The sequence below is a fragment of the Marinobacter pelagius genome (assembly GCF_900114925.1).
In the GTDB taxonomy this organism is placed as follows: Bacteria; Pseudomonadota; Gammaproteobacteria; order Pseudomonadales; family Oleiphilaceae; genus Marinobacter; species Marinobacter pelagius.
Genome location: NZ_FOUR01000005.1, coordinates 1 through 21,244, shown reverse-complemented (window position 1 = coordinate 21,244; position 21,244 = coordinate 1). Strand labels below are relative to the sequence as shown.

The following is a 21,244-nucleotide window of genomic DNA, read 5'->3' as shown; positions in this document are numbered from 1 at the left end:
AATAGGCAACAAGTGTAAAGACCTAAAGTGAGTTTCGCACTTGCTGCTTTTTACGTACGAAAGGGTGCGAGCCCGTGAGGACTCGCACCCTTGTCAGTTACTGGTTTGTGTAACTGGCTTACATCAGCTCGTCTTTCTGCAGGTTCGGCATGTTGGCTGCCTTGTCCTGCAGGTTCATCAGAGCTTCACGCGGCGGAACGATCAGGCCTACACTCTTCAGGTAGCCGTTCGGGCCCATGGCAGCCGGACTGACGAACTCCTCAATGTACTCTTCCATACCCGGAATAACACCGATGTGAGCCTTCTTCACGTAGAAGAACAGGGAGCGGGCAACCGGGTACTCATCAGCAGCGATCGCCTCAGCGGTCGGCACCTTGCCGTTCAGGGTCGCAGCCTGCAGACGGTCAGCGTTCTCTTCCAGGAAGCTGTAGCCGAATACGCCGTACATGCCTTTGTCATCGATCAGCTTCTGAACGATCAGGTTGTCATTCTCACCGGCTTCGATGAAGGCGCCATCTTCACGGATGCTCTGGCAAACGGCTTCCATATCGTCTTCGCTCATGTCAGCAACGGCGGGCAGATCTTCACAGCCACCTTGCAGGGCCAGCTCGTTGAAGGAGTCACGGGTACCGGAAGTCGGAGGCGGACCCATTACACGAATGGCAACGTTCGGCAGGTCAGAGTCAATCTCGTTCCACTTCTTGTACGGGTTCGGGATCAGTTCCTTCTCGTTCTCCGGGTTCGGTACTTCCTTGCCCAGGGCCAGGAACAGCTGCTCGAGAGTGATATCCAGGTTGTCAGCATTCTTGGAGCTGGCGATCACGATGCCGTCAGAACCAATACGGAACTCGGTGATGTCGGTGACACCGTTACCCTGACAAAGGTCAAACTCGGAAGGCTTCATGCGACGGGAAGCGTTGGTGATGTCCGGGTGCTGGGTGCCGATACCCTGACAGAACAGCTTCAGACCGCCGCCGGAACCGGTGGATTCCAGCTTGGGAGTGGCGAAGTCAGTCTTGGTGCCGAAGCGCTCGGCCACCACGGTAGCGAACGGATAAACAGTGGAGGAGCCCACGATGCTGATGGTGTCACGGGCCATCGCCGGTGCGGACATGGCGGCTACGGAGCCGGCCAGCGCAACGGTGGCGAATGCTTTATTCAGTTTCATCACGTCAAGTCTCCATTATTTGGTTAGGACGTTGTGTCGGATGTGCTTTACCGATGAGTGCATCCTAGGAGGTCTCTGTGACAACTTTGTTACAACTTCTGAAATATAGTCGTCATCGTGCAAATTTTCTTGCAGCACGCGTTCAGGCCATTAACATGCGGGGTTAAAACAATTCCAGCACTTATAAAGGCAGGCTCCATGACGGCTTTCGACGATGACAGACCCGCTCCCCGGGGCGAACTCACCCTTCAGGTTATTCCCCTTCCCGTTGACACCAACGCCAATGGCGACGTCTTCGCCGGCTGGCTGGTCAAACAGATGGATATTGCCGCTGCCACCATGGCGGGCCGGATTTCCCAGGGCCGCAATGCCACCGTGGCCATGGACCGCATGGAGTTCCTGTCGCCATTGCGGGTGGGCTCCCAGGTAGGTTGCTATTGTGAGCTGGTGGACATCGGGCGCAGCTCCATGAAGATCAATGTGGAGGTCTGGACTCTGGACCGCACCGCCAAAAACCCGCGGAAAGTCACCGAAGGTCTGTTTGTCTATGTGGCCATCGATGAGCATGGCCGGATCCGGGAAGTACCCGAGCAGGGCCTCTGACCGTCAGTGCCAGCCATGTAACAGACGGGCGTAATTCAGGCGCTCCCAGGTCTGTGAATCAGGCGCGCTATCCAGTGACATGGCACCCCTGGCCTCGGCCAGGGTGTTATAGCCTATCCCGCGCAGGCGTCGGCTCATGGCATCGCTGATCCGCGCCAGGGCCTGCGGCCCCTCCGCCAGCAAGGCGGACACCACCTGGACCACGGTGGCGCCGGACAGCAAAGCCTTGGCGGCATCATCACCGGTATGGACACCACCGGAGACCGCCATTTCCAGCCCCGTGCGATTGAATAGCATGGCGACCGCGTGCAACCGCAGGGGCAATTCCGCACTACTGGACAGAGCCAGCTCCCGGCTCAGGGTCAGCTGGTCCAGATCGATGTCCGGCTGATAGAACCGGTTGAACAGCACCAGTCCCCGGGCGCCCGCCGCCTCCACACCCGCCACAAAGGCGGGCAAGGCCGAATAGAACGGTGACAGCTTGACGCTCACCGGAATCGACACCTGCTCCACCACCGAACGCACCACATCCAGCTGCCGCTGTTCCAGCGTTGCCGCCGTATCGGCAGGGTCCGTGGCCAGATCGTAGAGATTGAGTTCGATGGCCGACGCACCGGCGTTCTCCAGTTCCCCCGCATGCTGGATCCAGCCGCCGGGGGAAATGCCATTGAGCGAGGCAATCACGGGAACATCCAGCGCACCCTGCAATCGTTTTAGGCGTTTGAGGTAACTGCCGGAGCCCATTTCGAACATTTCCGAGCCGGGAAAGAACGAGCGCGCCTCGGCGTCCATATTGATCCGGGAATCGATAAAGCGATGGGCCGCCATCTGCTCCGCCACCAGCTGCTCTTCGAACAGCGAATGCATCACCACGGCACCGGCGCCGGCATCGACACAGGCCTTCAGGGCATCAAGATCATCGGTCAACGGGCTGGCCCCCACCACCAGGGGCGAGTGCAGGTCCAGGCCGAGCCACCGGGTTGTCAGGTCAGTCATGTGATTCCCCCTCCCCCTCGTCGGATTCCGGGTGTTCGTGGGGCTCGAAATGGATGCCCGCCAGCTGTTTATAGAGTTCCCGTTGGTCGTGCGCCGCCTCCGTGGCGGCTGCCACCAGCTTTTCGTACCTTTCCGGGTCCCGCAGTTCCAACATGCGGAAACGGGCCTCCTCCTGCATGTAGGTTTTCATGGGGACTTTCTGCCGTACCGAATCCAGCTGCAGGGGCGGCAGGCCCTCGTCAATCCGCCGCGGATCGAAGCGGTAGATCGGCCAGGCCCAGCTGTCCACCGCCCGCTTTTGCTGTGCCGGCGAGTGCACCAGGTCATAGCCATGGGCGATGCAGGGGCTGTGGGCAATGATCAGGGCGGGGCCATCGAAACTTTCGGCCTCCTGCAGGGCTTTGGTGGTCTGGTTGCTGTGGGACTGCATGGCAATCTGGGCCACGTACACATGGCCATAACTCATGGCCAGCAAGCCCAGGTCCTTCTTTCGGGTTTCCTTGCCGGCCGCCGCAAACTTGGCAATCGCGCCCAGGGGCGTGGCCTTGGACTGCTGGCCGCCGGTGTTGGAATACACCTCGGTATCGAGCACCAGCAGCTTGAGGTTCTGGCCGGAGGCCAGGGCATGGTCCAGGCCACCATAGCCAATGTCATAGGCCCAGCCATCACCCCCGATGACCCAGACGCTCTTGGGGCAAAGCTCATCGGCCAGGGTCGCCAGTTCCCGTACCTCGGGGCTTTGTTGTTGATCCGCCAGCCACTCACGTAATCTTGCGACCGCCTTGCGCCGTGCTGCCATGGCCGTCTCGTCGAGGGTGGCGCAGGGGCCCGTCAGATTGCTGTACAGTAGTTCAGGCAGACGGTCCCTCATGCCATCCAGCAACTGTCGGGCCCGGCCCACCAGCCTGTCCAGCCCCAGGCGCATGCCCAGACCCAGTTCCGCGGCATCTTCAAACAGCGAGTTGTTCCACGTCGGACCCCGTCCATCGGCATTCACCGTGTACGGTGTGGTGGGCAGGTTGCCGCCGTAAATGGAGGAACAACCGGTGGCATTGGCAATCAGCAGACGGTCGCCCAGCAGCTGGGTGAGCAGGCGGATGTAGGGGGTTTCGCCACAGCCGGCGCAGGCGCCCGAGTACTCGAACAACGGGATCAATAATGGCAGCGACTTGAAATCACGGGGAATACGATCCCTGGGAACATCCGGCAAGCTACGGAAGAACTTCAGGTTTTCCGCCTCAACCTCGCGATGCTCCTCCAGAGGCTGCATGTTGATCGCTTTGCGTTTGGGCCGGGTGCGGTCTTTGGCGGGACACACCTCCACGCACAAACCGCAACCGGTGCAGTCCTCCGGCGCCACCTGCAGCCGGTAATCGAGACCTTCCAGCTCCGCCGTGTGGGTTTCGGGAACGGCCTCGAAGGTTTCAGGAGCGTTTTCGCCTGCCTCCGGCTCGAAGACTTTGCTGGTGATGGCGGTATGGGGGCAGATCATCGCGCAGAAGTTACACTGAACGCACAGATCGGACTCCCAGATCGGAATTTCCTGGGCGATGGACCGTTTCTCGAACTGGCTGGTACCCGTTGGCCAGGTGCCATCCGGAGGGAAGGCACTGACCGGCAGTTTGTCGCCCTGCCCTTCCAGCAGCAGCCGGGTCACCTTCTGGACAAAGTCCGGCGCATCCTCCGGCACCCTGGGCGGTCGGGTGCGGGTCGCGGTCACCTTGCCCGGTATTGGCACTTCATGCAGGTTGTCCAGGGCGGAATCCACCGCCTCCACATTACGGCGAACCACCTCCGGTCCGCGACGGCCCCAGGTCTCACGAATGGCGTCCTTGATGCGGGCGATGGCCTCGTCCTTCGGCAGGATATCGGCCAGGGCAAAGAAGCACACCTGCATGACCGTGTTGATGCGACGTTCCAGCCCGGCTTTCTCTGCCACCTCCGCGGCGTCGATGACATACAGTCGGGCCTTGCGCTCCACCAGCACCTGCTGCACTTCGACCGACAAACGGTCCCAGGCCTCATCCTCTGACCAGGGGACATTCAGCAGTACCGTTGCCCCCTCGGCCGCATGCTCCAGGACATCGAAGCGCTCGAGGAACTGGGGCGCGTGAATGGCCACGAACTGGGCCTTGCGGATCTGGTAACTGGAACGGATAGGCAAAGGACCGAACCGCAGATGGGAAACCGTGGTGGCACCGGATTTCTTGGAGTCATAGACAAAATGGCCCTGGGCAAACAGGTCCGTGCCCTCGCCCAGGATCTTGATGCTGGCCTTGTTGCTGCTGACCGTACCATCGGCGCCCAGGCCGAAGAACAGGGCCCGGCGGGTTTTCGGCGACTCGATATCGAGCTCACTATCCACCTCCAGCGACAGCCGGGTGACATCGTCGCGGACACCGACGGTAAAACGGGTTTTCGGTTGGTCTGCCTTCAGTTCGTCGAAAACGGCACAGACCATGGCGGGGGTAAACTCCCGCGAAGACAGGCCATAGCGGCCACCGATTACCCGGGGCAGGATCTGCCGCTCGCCCCGGCTCCAGGCTTCCATCAACGCCCCGCTGACCTCCAGCAACAGTGGCTCGCCCTGGGCCCCGGGCTCTTTGGTCCGGTCCAGTACCGCCAGGTGCTCCACGGTGTCAGGCAGCGCCGCCAGGAAACGGTCAGTAGCGAAGGGCCGGAACAGCCGCACCTTGAGCACACCCACTTTTTCGCCCTGCGCCATCAGCCATTCGACGGTTTCATGGGCGCATTCGGCGCCAGAGCCCATCAGCATAACCACGCGCTCTGCCTCGGGGTGACCCACATAATCAAACAGCTGGTACCGCCGGCCAGTAATATCCGCAAACCGGTTCATCACGGTTTCCAGTCGCTCCGGGAAAGCCTGATAGAAGGGATTGACCGCTTCCCTTGACTGGAAAAAGGCATCCGGGTTCTGGGATGTGCCCCGCAGTATCGGCCGGTCCGGGGTCATACGGCGATTTCGGTGGGCTTCGACGCCTTCATGAGGCACCAGCGCTTTCAGTTCTTCGTCACTCAGCGCGGTAATCTTGGAAATTTCATGGGAAGTGCGGAAGCCATCAAAGAAGTGCAACACGGGCACCCGGCTTTCCAGAGTTACCGCATGGCCAATGGCGGCCAGGTCCTGAGCCTCCTGCACCGAGCCCGAGGCCAACAGAGCAAAGCCGGTGCCCCGGGCAGCCATCACGTCGGAGTGGTCGCAAAAGATGGACAAGGCATGGGTGGCCACACTGCGGGCAGCCACATGCATACAGAAAGGCGAGAGCTCGCCGGCGATCTTGTACAGGTTGGGCAGCATCAGCAGCAGCCCCTGGGAGGCGGTGAAGGTGGTCACCAGCGAACCCGCCTGCAAGGCACCGTGCATTGCTCCTGCGGCACCTGCCTCGGACTGCATTTCTACCACTCCGGGCACCTGGCCCCAGAGGTTGGGCCGACCCAGCGCGGCCCAGTCATCGGCATGTTCGCCCATCACCGACGCCGGTGTAATCGGATAGATGGCAATGGTTTCGCTCAAGCGATAGGCCACCGAGGCCACAGCTTCGTTGCCATCAAGGGTCTGGAACGCCATGGCCACTTCTCCCTGTCATAACCGTCCAACAGTCATGAGTCTAGGCAGGGCTTGTCACAGCCGCAAGCGGCCGGGCGTTCCTCTGGTTACTCAGCGCAGAATCACCAACGGTTTCCTGGCAGTCTCCAGCATACGGGTGGTGGTGCTACCCACCAGGAACCGGCGGATACGGGAGTGGCCATAGGCGCCCATGATCAGCACGTCTATGTCGTGCTCCGCCTGGTAGGTGTGCAGTGTCTGCTCCACATCGCCCTGCCGGATGGCAAGGTGCAGGTCCATACCCTGGTTCTTCAGTGCTTCCTCTGCCCGCTTGAGTTGGGCCCGGTGTTCTTCGGTATCCGAGCCGACCATCACCAGATGCATGGGCATGCCCTTGAACACCGGCGTCCCGGCCAGTAACTCGATGCTTCGGAACGCCGTCGGGCTGCCATCAAAGGCCAGCATGGCGCTGCGCGGCTCGGTGTAGTCATCGGGAACCAGGAAAACCGGCCGGTGCACACTGCGGATCACGGTCTCCAGCTGACTGCCGACATGACGACCGGCAGCGGCACTGCTCTCGCCATGCAGGCCCATGACGAACAGTCGCGCCTCGGGCTCCAGTTCCACCAGCGAACCTGCCAGCTCATCATGGCGCTGGCGTTTGGTCACCTTGCTTATACCCGCTGCCAGCACCCGCTTTTCGGCTTCGTCCAGCATCAGGTGGCCATGTTTGAGCGCGAGCTTGCTGCGTTGCTGATCCAGATTGACCAGTTCCTCCTGCAGTTGCTCCCGGCTACCGAGCCCGATGCTGCCGGTCATATCGGTGCGGGCCGGGTATTTTTCCTCATCCAGCACGTGCAACAGCATCAGGGGATCGTCCATTCGGGAGCTGGCCCAGGCTGCGTAGTCACAAACCGCCAGGGCGGCTTCGGAGCCGTCGATACAGGCCACCACCTGGAGGGTATCCGGAGCGCCGGTCTCTGAATTTTCAACGATCATTGTTTCAACTCCTTTAGTGGGCCATCAGACGTTCGACGGCATCTGGCTTGTCGTGCACGCCGAAGCGGTCAACAATGGTGGCACTGGCCTCGTTCAGGCCAACCACGTCGACATCGGCACCTTCCCGGCGGAACTTGACCACCACCTTGTCCAGCGCCGCCACCGCGGTGATATCCCAGAAATGAGCCCGGCTGAGGTCGATCACCACATTGTCGACGGCTTCCTTGAAGTCAAAGGACTCGATGAACTTCTCGGAAGAGCTGAAGAACACCTGCCCCACCACGTTGTAGCGTCGGGTATCGCTCGCTTCGTCATAGTCCGACCTCACCAGCATGTAGTGGCCCACCTTGTTGGCGAAGAACAGGGCCGCCAGAAGCACGCCAGCCAGTACGCCGAAGGCCAGGTTGTGCGTCGCCACCACCACGATCACGGTAACCACCATCACGATGTTGGTTGAAAGCGGGTGCTCCCGGAGATTCCTGATGGACTCCCAGCTGAAGGTACCGATCGATACCATGATCATCACCGCCACCAGCGCCGCCATGGGTATCTGGACCAGCCACTGGTCCAGCACCAGCACCATGACCAACAGGAAAGCACCGGCGGTGAAGGTGGAGAGCCGGGTACGGCCACCGGATTTGATGTTGATGATGGACTGACCAATCATCGCGCAACCGGCCATGCCACCAAGCAGCCCGGCCCCAATATTGGCCACACCCTGGCCCTTGCATTCGCGATTACGGTCGCTGGTGGTGTCAGTCAGGTCGTCCACGATGGTCGCGGTCATCATGGATTCCAGCAGGCCGACCACCGCAAGCCCCAGGGAATAAGGCAGGATAATCATCAGCGTCTCGAGGTTGAGCGGCACATCCGGCCACAGGAACACCGGCAGGGTATCCGGCAATTCACCCATATCGCCGACGGTGCGGATATCCAGGCCCAGGATCATGGCAACGGCGGTGAGAGAGATGATGCACACCAGCGGTGACGGCAGAACCTTGCCGACCACCGGCACCAGCGGGAAAAGGTAGATGATCGCGAGACCCGCGGCGGTCATGGCGTAGACATGCCAGGTGACATTGGTCAGTTCGGGCAACTGGGCCATGAAGATCAGGATCGCCAGAGCGTTGACGAACCCGGTCACCACCGAGCGGGAGACAAAGCGCATCAGTGCCCCCAGCTTGAGGTAGCCTGCAATAATCTGGAACACACCAGTGAGCAGGGTCGCGGCGAGCAGGTATTCGAGACCGTGCTCTTTCACCAGCGTGACCATCAGCAACGCCATGGCGCCGGTGGCAGCTGAAATCATCCCGGGGCGACCGCCCACGAACGCGATCACCACAGCAATACAGAAGGAAGCATAAAGACCCACTTTCGGGTCCACGCCTGCAATTATGGAGAAGGCGATGGCCTCCGGAATCAGGGCGAGGGCCACCACAATACCGGCGAGCAGATCGCCGCGGACATTGGAGAACCAGTTGTTTCGTATACTGCTGAGCATATTCGTGTAATCCGATTAAAGGTTTCAAAAGCCGGGCAACAGACACCAGGCCGATTCCTGTGAAGCCAGAGTCTGGAGAAGAACCATGACAATCGCTGTTCCGCGAGCAAGATATCGAGAGCTACGAATCCACGTGGCCGATGACAGCGCACCGGCTGGATGCTCAAGCCTTGCTGGAGTATCGAGGGAGAAGGGAAGTCTGAATGCTAGGGTGGAAGGATCGTCACAGTCTGGTTTCAGTATCTTTGATGAAAATCAGGCATCGGCCGAAAAGAGGGCGCGAAGTCTAGCAGAGCCGGGATTGAAAAGTAAGGTCGGTTTTCCCGGCATGGATCAGGTCATCAAAGAGAGTCTGGTACTGTCCTGCCAGCACCGACGCCCGCCAGGCTTCCGGCCCGGAGGGCTTTGGCCGGCATCGCATCAGTCGTTCCAGGCCGTCTGCCGCGGCGTCCGCTTCAGTATCAGCAGCCTGTTCGTAGCTATGGTATCGGCAGAGGTCCGGCACATACTCCGGGTAGGCCAGCCGGTCCGGGGCCAGGGGCACGCACCCGGAGGCCATGGCCTCCAGCATCGACAGCCCCTGGAAATCATGCAGAGCCGTGGAGAGGACAATATCCGCCCGGCGGAGCAACCGGTCGTAGTCGTCCCGGCTTTCGAGGAACCCCCACTGCTCTATCCGGTCACCAAACGCCTCACGAATTCGGCCGAATGCCGGTGGCTGATTCCTGAAACTCTCGCCGACAACGCTGAGCCGGAACGGTACCGAGCGCTTGTCGAGCACCTGCAGGAATTTCAACAGGCGATCCGGCCCCTTGTCGTATTCCCAACGATGGTTCCAGAGCAGGTGTGGCCGGGCCCAGTTCACCGCATCCCGTTCATCGGCAAACAGACGGTCTTCAATCGGCACCGGGATCACCCGGGACTTACCACGCAAAGTTTCGATCAGCCCTTCGGGCACTCTGTCAGGCAGTTTTTGGACGAACGTATCGACACCGTCCAGAAAACTGTCCCGGTTCCAGCCACTGTTGAACACCACACAATCGGCAGACAGCGCACTGTAGAGGTTCACCATCTGTGGATCGACGCTGCTGTTCTGACCACTTGATACCGGAAAGGCGAACTGGTTTTCGTGCATGTACAGCAGGCAGGGCGTACTGGCCAGGTGCGGGTGCAGACCGCGCAGGGTGGCCAGATCCACCATCGATGTAGCGATAATCAGATCCCAGCGTTCCTGCAGGAGCGGCTCATTAAGCCAGCTCAGTGGATTGCCCCGGATGCGCCAGCGGAAGAACCTCGGAGGCAATGCCAGGCCGTGCCAGTGGAAGTCCGGCAAAAGTGCCGCTAGTTGCTCACGCCAGCGCATATGGCTGGCGGCGTCGTAACCGGACAGCACCAGCACTCTTGGCTTGGACGTATCGGACTTCATCAGGCTCACACCCATTAACCAGGCTTAACGTCAGGTCGCGCTCTGGACAGCGACCACAATCCGAGCACAGGCCCCGGGAATAGGAGCAGCACCACCCAGACATCCAACTGGCCCCATAATCCGCTGGTCAGCCAGATGGCGGGCAGGGTCAGCCCGAACCCGACGGCGTTCATGACGGCAAGTGAGGACCCCACCGATTCCTTGGGCGCTGTCGCCGCAGCCAGGGCCGAGAATTGCGGCGAATCTGCAACCACCGCAATCCCCCAGACAACCAGCAACGCGATCAGCAAGACCGGGGCGAGCCCATTCAACCATGGATACAGAAAACAGACAGCCCCTGACACCATCAGCGCCCGCCGGGCCACCCACTCGCTACCCAGGGTTCGACTGAGTCGACCTCCACCGACGCAACCGGCGGCGCCAATGCCGATCACCGCGAACGACAGCCAGGGAACCAATGCTTCGCCCTGCCCTAGGCGCTGAAGTTCCCGGCCGATCAGCAGGGGCGTCAGCGTCCAGAAGGCGTAAAGTTCCCACATATGGCCAAAGTAACCGCCGGCCACTGCCCGGAATCTCGGGATACGCAAGGCCGCCAGTCCCTGGCTGAGGGGCAGACGGCCACTGCTTTTCGGAAGGTGCGGACCGTCGCCCAGCAGGAAAACCAGCAGCCCGCCGGCCAGTGCGAGACAGGAGGCCGCCATCAGCGGTAGCTCCCACGGCATGCCCAGCGTTGCCCCTCGCATCAGATGTGGCAGGGCGGTACCGAGGGTAAGCATGCCCACCAGCCAAGCCAGCGCTGCACCGGCGTACTTCGGGGTCCAGGCAATCACCAGCTTCATGCCCAGGGGATAGATACCGGCCAGGCAGAGACCGGTGGCGAATCGGAGGATGAAATCCAGGGGTGGCTGCCCGGCTGCAAAGACAAATCCGCCATTAACAAGGGCCCCCAGCAGACTCGACAGGGCAAAAATCCGGCTGGCGCCAAAGCGGTCCGCCAGACCGGTCACCGCGATGGTCAGGGTACCTGTGATAAAACCGGCCTGAACTGCCAGGGTCAGCCGGCCCAGATCGGTTTCGGTCAGCCCCAACTGGGCCGAAAGAGACAGCCAGACGCCATTGATGCTGAACCAGAGGGAAGTACCGAAAAGCTGGGCCAGGACAATGACGGGTAAGGGGTAACGTTTTAGCAGGTCGATCATTATTGTTGTCTTTTATGCAAGCGGTGAGCAAAGCCTAGCGTCGGGAAGCGTACTTCGCCCATGCTACTTTGGTGCCTGGTAGATACTGGCAAGGCTTGCGGCTCTGCAATGGTAATATCGTTACACGGAATCCGCCCAACCTCCAGCCACCCAGCAACGGAGTCACAGTATGAATCTCCACATTCCCCTGGCTGTGCTACTCGCATTGACCCTGGCACCGACTCCGGGCGCAGCGGACATTAGCCTTGCGCCGTTTGCAGGCTTTCGCATGAGTAGTTCGGTGAATATCGAGACCGCCGGCGCCAGCACCTCAGACCAGATCGACTTCCGGGATTCCGCCAGCCAGGGCCTGGTGGTCAATTTTGATCTGCCGGAGCCCGGCAAACAGGGAGAACTCTATTTCGGTCGGCAGAGCACCTCAGCCAGGCTGGACAATGGCCTGTTCGCACCCAGCGTGGAGTCCATTGACCTGACGATTTACCAGCTCCAGTTCGGCGGACTGTATTTCCCGGGTGGCAAGAATCACGGTGGATTTGTCTCTGGTGTGCTCGGGGTTACCCGGCTCGAACCGGACGACTCGGGGTACGAAACCCACCACCGAGCCGCCCTGTCTCTTGGTGGTGGTTATCAGTTTTTTCTGACTGACCAGCTGCGCCTCAGGCTGGATCTGCGCGGTGTTTACACCGCCCTGAATTCGGGAGGCTCCGCGTTCTGCTCCGGTGGCTGCGAACTCAGATTCGACAGCAGCGGCTACTTGCAGGTGGAAGCGGGCGCAGGGCTGGCCATGCGGTTTTGAGGCCCGCTCAGGCTGTCACGAGCCGCCGCTCGGGCAACATCAGCGACAGCAGCGCTGCCATGGCCACCAAACCCGATGATATCCACAAGCAGACCTCCAGCCCCCAGGCCTGGTAGACCCACCCGGACAGAATCGTTCCCAGCAGCCGGCCAGCGGCATTAGACATGTAATAGAACCCCACATCCAGGGAAACCCCATCGCCCCGGGCATAGCTAACGATGAGATAGCTGTGCAGGGAAGAGTTGATCGCAAACAGCACGCCAAACAACAGCAGGCCACCGACAATCACAGTCTGGGGTGACCAACCCGCTGCCAGGCCAATCGCAATCGCCGCGGGAATCAGGGCCAGGGCCGCCGCCCAGAGTACTGCCGACCGTTTTCCTTCGCCATGGCCGGTGATGCGCGGTGCCATGGTCTGGATAAAGCCGTAGCCGATAATCCAGGTGGCCATGAATCCGCCCACCTTCCAGAAGTCCCAGCCGAAGACCGTGTGCAGGTATACCGGCAGGGCCACCACAAACCACACATCCCGGGCGCCGAACAGGAACATGCGGGCTGCCGAAAGGACATTGATCGCCCGACTCTTGGACAGGATCTCGCTGAACTTCGGCTTGGCCTTGCTCTTGCCCAGGTCCTGCCCCAGCAGGAACAGGCTGGCCAGCCACACCAGCCCGAGCGCAACCGCCATGAGGATCACCGCGCCCTTGAAGCCGGCCGCCATCAACAGCACACCACCGAGGAAGAAACCGACACCCTTGAGGGTGTTCTTGGAACCGGTGAGAATCGCCACCCACTTGTACAGGGTGCCTTGCTGCTCATCCGGCACCAGTAACTTGATGCCGCTCTTGGCGGACATCTTGTTCAGGTCCTTGGCAATCCCGGACAGCGCCTGCGCCGCCATCACCCAGGGCACCGTGAGCATCGCCGCCGGTACCGCCAGCATGGCGAGTGCCACGATCTGCAGGAAGAGCCCGATGTTCATGGTGCGGTTCAGGCCCATGCGGGCGCCCAGGTAACCGCCCACCAGGTTGGTCACCACCCCGAAGAACTCGTAGAAGATGAACAACAGGGCGATTTCCAGAGGCGAGTAGCCGAGCTGGTGGAAATGCAGCACCACCAGCATCCGCAGGGCACCGTCCGTCAGGGTAAAAGCCCAGTAATTGCCGGTGATGACCAGGTACTGTCGGATGGCGGCCGTCATGATCAGGCAGAGCCCACCCGGCGCGCGAGTTCCGCCGTGCGGTTGGCGTAACCCCATTCGTTATCGTACCAGGCGTAGATTTTTACCTGGGTGCCGTTAACCACCATGGTGGACAGGGCATCGACGATGGAAGATCGCGGGTCGGTCTTGTAATCGATGGACACCAATGGTCGCTCTTCGTAACCGAGGATGCCTTTCAGCTCGCCTTCCGCCGCTTCCTTCAACAGCTTGTTGACGGTTTCCTTGTCGGTGGGCTGGTTCACCTCAAACACGCAGTCGGTAAGCGAGGCATTGGTCAGCGGTACCCGCACGGCATGGCCATCGAGCCGGCCTTTGAGTTCCGGGAAAATCTCGATAATCGCAGTGGCCGAGCCGGTGGTGGTGGGAATCAGGGAACTGCCACAGGCCCGGGCCCGGCGCAGGTCTTTGTGGGGCGCATCGATGATGTTCTGGGTATTGGTCAGGCTGTGGATGGTGGTGATGGAGCCATGCTTGATGCCCAGCTTCTCGTGAATCACCTTCACCACCGGCGCCAGGCAGTTGGTGGTGCAGGAAGCGGCGGTGACGATCCGGTCATTGGCCGGGTCAAAAATCCCGTCGTTCACACCCAGCACGATGTTTTTGGCGCCCGTTTCCTTGACTGGCGCAGTGACCACAACACGCTTCACGCCCTGGTCCAGATAGGCTTGCAGAACACTGACCTTCTTGTTGACGCCGCTAGCCTCGATCACCAGATCGCAGCCGGACCAGTCGGTCTCATCAATGCCCTTGTTATGGGTCACCCGGATGCGCTGGCCTTCGATGACCATATCCTTACCGTCCGCAGCCGCCTCATGACTCCAGCGGCCATGAATACTGTCAAAATTGAGCAGATGCGCCAGGGTGCCGGCATCGGCGCCCGGGTCGTTGATGGCGACAAATTCCATGTCCGGCCACTCCCAGGCCGCACGCAACGCCAGCCGGCCGATGCGGCCAAATCCGTTAATTCCTACCTTGATCTTGCTCATGATGTTCTCCTTGCGCGTTGGCTAATCTGTCCGTGGATAGTCAGGGGCACGGTACGACCGGGCGATCCGCCATGGCCTGTAATCTGGCCAGTGGCTGTTCAATCAATTCCAGGTTGTTCAGTGCGGTTTCATTCAAAACCCGTGCAACCCATTCTGGCAGCCCCGGATTAAGATAATAATAAACCCACTGACCCCGGCGTTCTGTTTCCAGCAGGCCGGCATCCCGGAGTGAGGCCAGATGGCGGCTGACTTTTGGCTGGGATACTTCAAAGGCCTCGGTCAGTTCACACACGCACAGCTTTTCCTGGTCCTTGATCAGCAACAGCGCGGCCAGGCGAAGCTCGTCTCCCATCGCCTTGAAAATGGTCACCGGGTTGTAACTGGCCGGATTCAGGCCGGTTTCTTTCTGGTGAACCAGGGTGAACAGGCCGATGCGCTCTTTCAGTTCCTTGAGGGTCAGTGCAAAGGTGGCGTGTCGGTTAGTTTCGGCCGGGTCCGGAAAATCCCAGGCGATCTGCTGAGCTCCGGAAGCCACCAACATGCACTCCCGGGCGGCCTTTTCACACAGCGTAATCACGTAATCCCAGTCCTGTCCCTGCAACTCCGCCAGCGACTTGCTGTAAAGCCCACCAGTCGGAATGCCGGCCTCCTGCAATACCTGTATCGCCAGAGGATGGGGCCGGGAAGGCTCCGTACCGGCACTGGCCACCTCGAACCGGTCACCGGCCATGTTCCGGAGCAGAGCTTCCGCCATCAGGGAGCGGGCGCTGTTGGCGGTGCAGACAAACAGGACTTTTCTTTTCATACGAAATTCCGCATATTCGATTTGCCATATATTCAGTTTTTGCGATAATAGCCTTCAAGTGTGACAGAGTAAAGACAGTAACTCACCCTGCGGCCAGCGCGGGATAACCAGTCAAAGGACACCGGAAAGGGCTATGACAGAAAGACTGCTGGAGATTTATCGAAGCAATCAGCGGGAAGGCAACCTGCTGGTTTTCATGATCCTCGCCTTTCTGGCCATCTTCTTTATGCCCGCCGGGACCGAGCGGTTTGATAACGCCGTGCTGGAAGCTTTCCGGCTGACCAACTGGTATGCCCAGGAACACGTGATCCTGTGCCTGCTGCCGGCCTTCCTGATTGCCGGTGCCATGTCGGTCTATATCAGCCAGGGCTCGGTGATGCGTTATCTCGGCCCCTCCGCCTCCAAGCCGGTGGCGTTCAGTGTGGCATCAGTGTCCGGCACCTTACTGGCTGTCTGTTCCTGCACCGTGCTGCCGCTGTTCGGTGGCATCTACCGCCGGGGGGCGGGCCTGGGCGCAGCCGTAGCCTTTCTCTACTCCGGCCCCGCCATCAACATCATGGCCATCGTGGTCACCGCCAAGGTACTGGGCGCCGAAATCGGCCTGGCCAGGGCCATTGGCGCCATTGTGTTTGCCGTGGTCATCGGCGCGATCATGCACCTGATCTACCGCAAAGAGGAAGCCGAACGCTCCGTCAGCAACGCCCGGGGTTTTGGCGGCGATGACGCTGACAAACCCGTGGGCATCATTACCCTGTTCTTTGCCCTTATGGTGGGCATTCTGGTGTTTGCCAACTGGGCTGCGGCCGACAGCAGCGCCTGGATGGCCATCTACGACCTGAAATGGCCGATCACCGCTGCCCTTGGCGCTGCCCTTGGCGTCCTGCTGGTCTGGCGCTGGCACTGGCCACCCCGTCAGCTGCTGATTCTGGCAGCGGCGGTTGCCATCGCGGCCACCGTGGCTCCGACCATGCCGGAACTGCCTTTCGTGATCGCCATTGGTGGACTGATGCTGATCGCCACCATGCGGGATGAAGACCGGGAGTGGCCGCTTCAGAGCTGGGATTTCGCCAAGCAGATCCTGCCGCTGTTGCTGGCCGGGGTGTTTGTGGCTGGCTTCGCCCTGGGCCGGCCGGGCCATGAAGGCATGATTCCCTCGGCGTGGGTGGCCGCTGCCGTGGGTGACAACTCCCTGCTCTCCACGATTCTGGCCTCCGTGCTGGGCGCCCTGATGTATTTCTCCACCCTGACCGAGGTACCTATTGTCGAAGCCCTGATCGGCTCCGGCATGGGCAAGGGACCGGCACTGGCGCTGCTGCTTGCGGGCCCGGCCCTGTCGTTACCGAACATGCTGGTGATCCGGACCATTCTGGGTACCCGGAAAACCCTGGTGTACTGTGCCCTGGTGGTGGTGATGGCCACCATCACCGGCTTTATTTACGGAAACTGGTGGGTATAGACCTGCCGCGGATAAACGAAGGAGATAACGATGAAATTCACCATTTATGGCAGTGGCTGTGCCAAGTGCAACCAACTGACCGCGAACGCCGAGGAAGCTGCCAAGGCACTCGGGCTGACCTACGAAGTGGAAAAAGTGACAGACGTGAACAACATCATTGATGCCGGCGTCTTGCGCACGCCCGCCCTGGCCGTGGACGGCGAGATTGCCGTGGAAGGCAAAGTGGCCAGTGCCGACGACATCAAGAAACTTCTGAGCTGAATCCGTTTACAGGAAACCTGACGCTGACCATGACTCCATCTGATCTGCCAAACATTGAATCCGGGCTGTTCCGGGCCCCCACCAACGACGACCTGTTTGCCGCAGCGCCTTCAAGCCACCGGCCGAGAATTCTGCTGCTGTACGGTTCCCTGCGGGAGCGCTCGTTCAGCCGTCTGGCGGTGGAAGAAGCGGCCCGCTTGCTTGAGGCAATGGGCGCGGAAACCCGGGTATTCAATCCGCGCGGCCTGCCCCTGCCCGATGCCGAGGACGCCTCCCACCCGAAGGTTCAGGAACTGCGGGAACTGGTTCAGTGGAGTGAGGGGATGGTGTGGTGCTCGCCGGAACGGCACGGGGCCATGACCGGGATCATGAAAACCCAGATCGACTGGATTCCCCTGTCGCTTGGCGCTGTTCGCCCGACACAGGGTAAGACTCTGGCGGTGATGCAGGTGTGCGGTGGCTCCCAGTCGTTCAATGCGGTCAACCAGCTGCGGGTGCTGGGTCGGTGGATGCGCATGGTCACCATTCCGAACCAGTCCTCGGTGCCCAAGGCGTTCATGGAGTTCGACGACAACAACCGCATGAAGCCTTCGGCCTACTACGACCGTATCGTCGATGTCATGGAAGAGTTGGTGAAGTTTACCCTGCTGGTGCGGGACCGCAGCGATTACCTGACAGACCGCTATTCTGAGCGCAAGGAAAGCGCAGAGGCCTTGTCCAAGCGCGTGAACCAACGTTCCATTTAAGGGTGCCATGAGCAGTAACGAACTGACCGCTGAAGCTTCATCCAGCGGCATGGGGATTTTCGAGCGCTACCTGTCGGTATGGGTGGCACTGGCGATTGTGGCCGGCGTGGCCCTGGGGCAACTGGCCCCGTCTGTGCCGGAAACCCTGTCCCGGTTTGAATACGCCCAGGTATCCATCCCCATCGCCATCCTGATCTGGGCGATGATTTTTCCGATGATGGCGCAGATTGATTTCAGTGCCGTTGTCGGTGTTCGCAAAGAGCCCAAAGGACTCGCCATCACCACTACCGTGAACTGGCTGATCAAGCCGTTCACCATGTTTGCGATTGCCTGGTTTTTCCTGACCGTGGTGTTCGAGCCGCTGATTTCGCCTCAGCTGGCAAGCGAATACCTGGCCGGCGCGATTCTGTTGGGCGCGGCACCCTGCACCGCCATGGTGTTTGTCTGGAGTTACCTCACCAAAGGCGATGCCGCCTACACCCTGGTGCAGGTGTCCCTGAACGACATCATCATGCTGTTTGCCTTCGCGCCCATTGTGGTGTTCCTGCTGGGCATTTCCGACATTCAGGTGCCCTGGGATACCGTGCTCCTGTCGGTGGTGCTGTACATCGTGATCCCGTTAACCGCCGGCTACCTCACTCGACGCACCCTGATCGCCCGCCATGGCCAGCGCTGGTACGACGAGGTGTTCATGAAGCGTTTGGGACCGGTGACGCCGGCGGCCCTGATTGTCACGCTGGTGTTACTGTTCGCCTTCCAGGGTGAGGTGATCCTGAATAATCCGTTGCACATTGCGCTGATTGCCGTACCGCTGGTCGTGCAGACCTTCCTGATCTTTTTCCTGGCCTATGGCTGGGCCCGGCTGTGGAAAGTGCGCCACTGCATTGCCGCCCCCGGCGCGATGATCGGCGCCAGCAACTTCTTCGAGCTCGCCGTGGCCGCGGCTATCGCCCTGTTCGGACTGCAGTCAGGGGCTGCGCTGGCAACGGTGGTCGGGGTGCTGGTGGAGGTGCCGCTGATGCTGGTTCTCGTACGCATCGCCAACAAGACCCGGGACCATTTCCCTGCGTGAAACGCGGATACCAGCGCCGGAGCATCGGTGTCCGACGCTGGTATCAGCCCGGCAATCTGTTCAGCCCATCGCCACCCTGCTAATATCCCGCCCACATTTGAAGCACTGAACCGAACGGAACCCACAGAATGGATCTTTTCCAGGCGCTGTTCCTTGGCCTTCTCCAGGGACTGACCGAATTCCTGCCCATTTCCAGCTCCGCCCATTTGATCCTGACACCGGCCTTCTTCGGCTGGACCGATCAGGGTGTGGGGTTTGATTTATCAGTGCACGTGGGCACGCTCCTGGCGGTGGTACTGTACTTCCGCCGGGATGTGTTCGGCATCGCCCGAGACGGGCTGATCTCCATGGCTCAGCGCAGGATTGTCGGCCAGGGCGCCCTGGCCTGGTACCTGGTGATCGGCACCATCCCGGCGGGCCTGGCCGGACTGGCCTTGCTGGACATGATCGACAATGAACTCCGGGGCGCCTCGGTGATCTTCGTAACCACCCTGGTGTTCGGCATTCTGCTCGGTATTGCCGACTGGCTGCCGAAACGGCAACGTACCCTGGACTCACTGAACTGGAAAGACGCCCTCCTGGTCGGCATCGCCCAGGCCATGGCCCTGGTACCCGGCACCTCCCGCTCCGGCGTCACCATCACCGCCGGCCTGTTCCTGGGCATGACCCGGGAGACCGCCTCCCGGTTCTCCTTCCTGCTGGCCATTCCCATCATCGTGCTGGCCTCGGCGGTGAAGCTGCTGGAAGTGGCGACTTCCGATGTAATTGTGGACTGGAGCGGGTTCCTGATTGGTGGAGTGACTTCGTTCCTGATGGCCATTACGGCCATTCACTTCTTCCTGAAGTGGCTGAACACGGTGGGGATGTGGCCGTATGTGATCTATCGGATTGTGTTGGCAGGGGTGATTTACGCGGTGCTGATGTAGGTTGACGGGGTTGAAGATGGGGTCAGATGAAGGCTTTCATCTGACCCCGGTTTTACCGCGGAGCCAAACTGAAGTGACCCCCAAAACCTGGACAGTTTAATCAGGCTGCCACGGCAGCCTGTTCTCTGTACTCCACCGGAGTCAGGCCGTTTAAGGTCAGCCGGATTCGGTGGCGGTTGTAGTAGTCAATGTACTGCTCAATTCCGTGCCGTAATTGCTCCACGCTATCAAACCGGTTCAGATAGTAGAACTCGGATTTCAGTGTGCCGAAGAAGCTCTCCATGGCGGCGTTGTCGAGGCAGTTGCCCTTGCGGGACATGCTCTGAACTAGCCCTTGGTCTGAGAGCATCCGGCAATACTCTGGGTGCTGGTAGTGCCAACCTTGATCTGAATGCACCACCGGTTTGGCGTCGCCCTTCAGTCGGCCAAAGGCCTTCTGGAGCATCCCGGTAACCATCTTGAGTACGGGCCGCTCACTGAGTTCGTAGGCCAGAATTTCACCGTTGAACAGGTCCATCACGGGCGACAGATACAACTTGCGCCCTTGCACCTTGAACTCCGTAACATCCGTCGCCCACTTCGTGTTGGGACTGGCGGTCTGGAAGTCCCTGGCCAGCAGGTTAGGTGCCTTTTTGCCCACAGGGCCACGGTAGGAGCGATATCGCTTCACCCGAACCTTGGATCTAAGTCCCAGCTGCTGCATCAGCCGTTGAACGATTTTGTGGTTTACCTTCTCACCCAGCCGGCGTAAAGCAGCGGTAATGCGTCGGTACCCATAACGCCCCTGGTGATCGCGGTAAATCGCCTGTATGCGAGCCTTCAAGGGCTCGTATTTATCTCCCGCCTGAAGCACGTTGAGCTGGTAATAAAACGTGCTGCGGGACAGCCCGGCTGCCCGTAGCAGCCGTGGCAGGGAATGCTCGCGCCTTAACCCTTGGACCGCTTCCGCTTTTTGTTTCGCGCTGCGGCTTTCTCTTCCCGGATCAAGGCATCCAGCTTTTTTAGGTACGCGTTCTCCGCTCGCAGGTACAACAGCTCTTCGAGCAGCTCCTCCTGTGACATGGTGCGTTCTGGCGCATCAACCGGTGGGCGTTGGACAGACTTTTTGGCCATCGGGGCAGCTCGCTCGATCTCGGGACATGGCTTTGTTAACTGACCACTATGATACTGCACCAACCATTTGCCAATAAGTCCGGTGCTTCGGAGATTAAACCGCGCCTCGGCTTGCCGGTCTGACAAGCCTTCTCTGGCCACGCATTCGATGACCTGACGCTTGAACGATGGGCTGTAATGATGCCTGGTTGCCGCCTCAAGCCCACTGGCACCATGGAGCCGATACCTCGCAACCCAGCGCCGGGCCAGTGAGTAATCAATACCGTAATGTCTGGCGACCTGGTGAAGGCTGATCTCATTCTCAAGATAGAGCCGCGCCACCTGTATTTTAAAGGTCTTGCTGTAGGTTCTTTTCATGTAACCCCTCGAAAGTCGGTGTCCAACTTTCGGGGGTCACTTCA

The 21,244-nt window shown here is 60.2% G+C and carries 18 protein-coding genes; 7 read left to right on the top strand and 11 right to left on the bottom strand.

The annotated features are described in order from the left end of the window. Window positions 1–118: 118 nt before the first annotated feature. A complete protein-coding gene (locus BM254_RS11035) occupies window positions 119–1,171 on the bottom strand; it encodes a substrate-binding domain-containing protein (RefSeq protein WP_092003215.1) in 1,053 nt (350 codons plus the stop codon). 195 nt (window positions 1,172–1,366) lie between these two features. Here BM254_RS11035 and BM254_RS11030 point away from each other — a divergent pair, with 195 nt between their 5' ends. Beyond that, window positions 1,367–1,771: an acyl-CoA thioesterase gene (locus BM254_RS11030; protein WP_092003211.1), complete on the top strand. Its 405-nt coding sequence runs from the start codon at window positions 1,367–1,369 to the stop codon at window positions 1,769–1,771. Between the two features lie 3 nt (window positions 1,772–1,774). On the opposite strand, the gene BM254_RS11025 is transcribed toward BM254_RS11030, so the two are convergent. The 6 genes from BM254_RS11025 to BM254_RS11000 form a co-directional block, all read right to left on the bottom strand. Continuing rightward, entirely contained in the window at window positions 1,775–2,767 is a 993-nt protein-coding gene (locus tag BM254_RS11025) for a dihydroorotate dehydrogenase-like protein (RefSeq protein WP_092003207.1), read from the bottom strand. After that, the gene (nifJ, locus tag BM254_RS11020; RefSeq protein WP_092003204.1) at window positions 2,760–6,356 is read right to left on the bottom strand and encodes a pyruvate:ferredoxin (flavodoxin) oxidoreductase; all 3,597 of its coding nucleotides are present in this window, start codon (window positions 6,354–6,356) and stop codon (window positions 2,760–2,762) included. The genes BM254_RS11025 and nifJ overlap by 8 nt, the downstream gene beginning before the upstream one ends. 90 nt (window positions 6,357–6,446) lie before the next feature. Further along, a complete protein-coding gene (locus BM254_RS11015) occupies window positions 6,447–7,334 on the bottom strand; it encodes a universal stress protein (protein ID WP_092003202.1) in 888 nt (295 codons plus the stop codon). A 13-nt stretch (window positions 7,335–7,347) separates the two neighbouring features. Beyond that, window positions 7,348–8,835, bottom strand: coding sequence for a SulP family inorganic anion transporter (locus BM254_RS11010; protein ID WP_092003199.1), 1,488 nt, complete (start codon window positions 8,833–8,835; stop codon window positions 7,348–7,350). A 286-nt stretch (window positions 8,836–9,121) separates the two neighbouring features. Continuing rightward, complete coding sequence (locus BM254_RS11005; RefSeq protein ID WP_092003925.1) at window positions 9,122–10,261, bottom strand: tRNA-queuosine alpha-mannosyltransferase domain-containing protein; 1,140 nt, start codon at window positions 10,259–10,261, stop codon at window positions 9,122–9,124. 14 nt (window positions 10,262–10,275) lie between these two features. Then, complete coding sequence (locus BM254_RS11000) at window positions 10,276–11,460, bottom strand: MFS transporter (RefSeq protein WP_092003196.1); 1,185 nt, start codon at window positions 11,458–11,460, stop codon at window positions 10,276–10,278. A 169-nt stretch (window positions 11,461–11,629) separates the two neighbouring features. Here BM254_RS11000 and BM254_RS10995 point away from each other — a divergent pair, with 169 nt between their 5' ends. Beyond that, complete coding sequence (locus BM254_RS10995; RefSeq protein WP_092003193.1) at window positions 11,630–12,256, top strand: porin family protein; 627 nt, start codon at window positions 11,630–11,632, stop codon at window positions 12,254–12,256. Window positions 12,257–12,263: 7 nt separating this feature from the next. Here BM254_RS10995 and arsJ read toward each other — a convergent pair whose 3' ends face one another. The 3 genes from arsJ to BM254_RS10980 are packed head-to-tail and all read right to left on the bottom strand — an operon-like array spanning window position 12,264 to window position 15,269. Further along, a complete protein-coding gene (gene arsJ, locus BM254_RS10990; RefSeq protein ID WP_092003189.1) occupies window positions 12,264–13,457 on the bottom strand; it encodes an organoarsenical effux MFS transporter ArsJ in 1,194 nt (397 codons plus the stop codon). A 2-nt stretch (window positions 13,458–13,459) separates the two neighbouring features. After that, complete coding sequence (locus BM254_RS10985; RefSeq protein WP_092003185.1) at window positions 13,460–14,464, bottom strand: ArsJ-associated glyceraldehyde-3-phosphate dehydrogenase; 1,005 nt, start codon at window positions 14,462–14,464, stop codon at window positions 13,460–13,462. Window positions 14,465–14,504: 40 nt separating this feature from the next. Continuing rightward, a complete protein-coding gene (locus BM254_RS10980; protein WP_092003181.1) occupies window positions 14,505–15,269 on the bottom strand; it encodes a metalloregulator ArsR/SmtB family transcription factor in 765 nt (254 codons plus the stop codon). Window positions 15,270–15,402: 133 nt separating this feature from the next. Between BM254_RS10980 and BM254_RS10975 the strand changes: the two genes are divergently transcribed. From BM254_RS10975 to BM254_RS10955, 5 genes are all read left to right on the top strand, one after another. Continuing rightward, window positions 15,403–16,725, top strand: coding sequence for a permease (locus BM254_RS10975; RefSeq protein ID WP_092003178.1), 1,323 nt, complete (start codon window positions 15,403–15,405; stop codon window positions 16,723–16,725). A gap of 30 nt (window positions 16,726–16,755) precedes the next feature. Next, window positions 16,756–16,986, top strand: a complete 231-nt coding sequence (locus BM254_RS10970) for a thioredoxin family protein (RefSeq protein WP_092003175.1) — start codon at window positions 16,756–16,758, stop codon at window positions 16,984–16,986. 29 nt (window positions 16,987–17,015) lie between these two features. After that, window positions 17,016–17,732: an arsenical resistance protein ArsH gene (gene arsH, locus BM254_RS10965; protein WP_092003171.1), complete on the top strand. Its 717-nt coding sequence runs from the start codon at window positions 17,016–17,018 to the stop codon at window positions 17,730–17,732. A 7-nt stretch (window positions 17,733–17,739) separates the two neighbouring features. Continuing rightward, window positions 17,740–18,804 carry an ACR3 family arsenite efflux transporter gene (gene arsB / locus BM254_RS10960; RefSeq protein ID WP_092003167.1) on the top strand — a complete coding sequence of 355 codons (1,065 nt, stop codon included), beginning with the start codon at window positions 17,740–17,742 and terminating at the stop codon, window positions 18,802–18,804. Between the two features lie 128 nt (window positions 18,805–18,932). Continuing rightward, complete coding sequence (locus tag BM254_RS10955) at window positions 18,933–19,730, top strand: undecaprenyl-diphosphate phosphatase (RefSeq protein ID WP_092003164.1); 798 nt, start codon at window positions 18,933–18,935, stop codon at window positions 19,728–19,730. A gap of 100 nt (window positions 19,731–19,830) precedes the next feature. On the opposite strand, the gene BM254_RS10950 is transcribed toward BM254_RS10955, so the two are convergent. Beyond that, a protein-coding gene (locus tag BM254_RS10950) for an IS3 family transposase (RefSeq protein ID WP_091999048.1) occupies window positions 19,831–21,200 on the bottom strand; the annotation gives its coding sequence in 2 pieces (ribosomal slippage) (window positions 19,831–20,723 and window positions 20,723–21,200; 1,371 coding nt in all). Window positions 21,201–21,244: the final 44 nt, after the last annotated feature.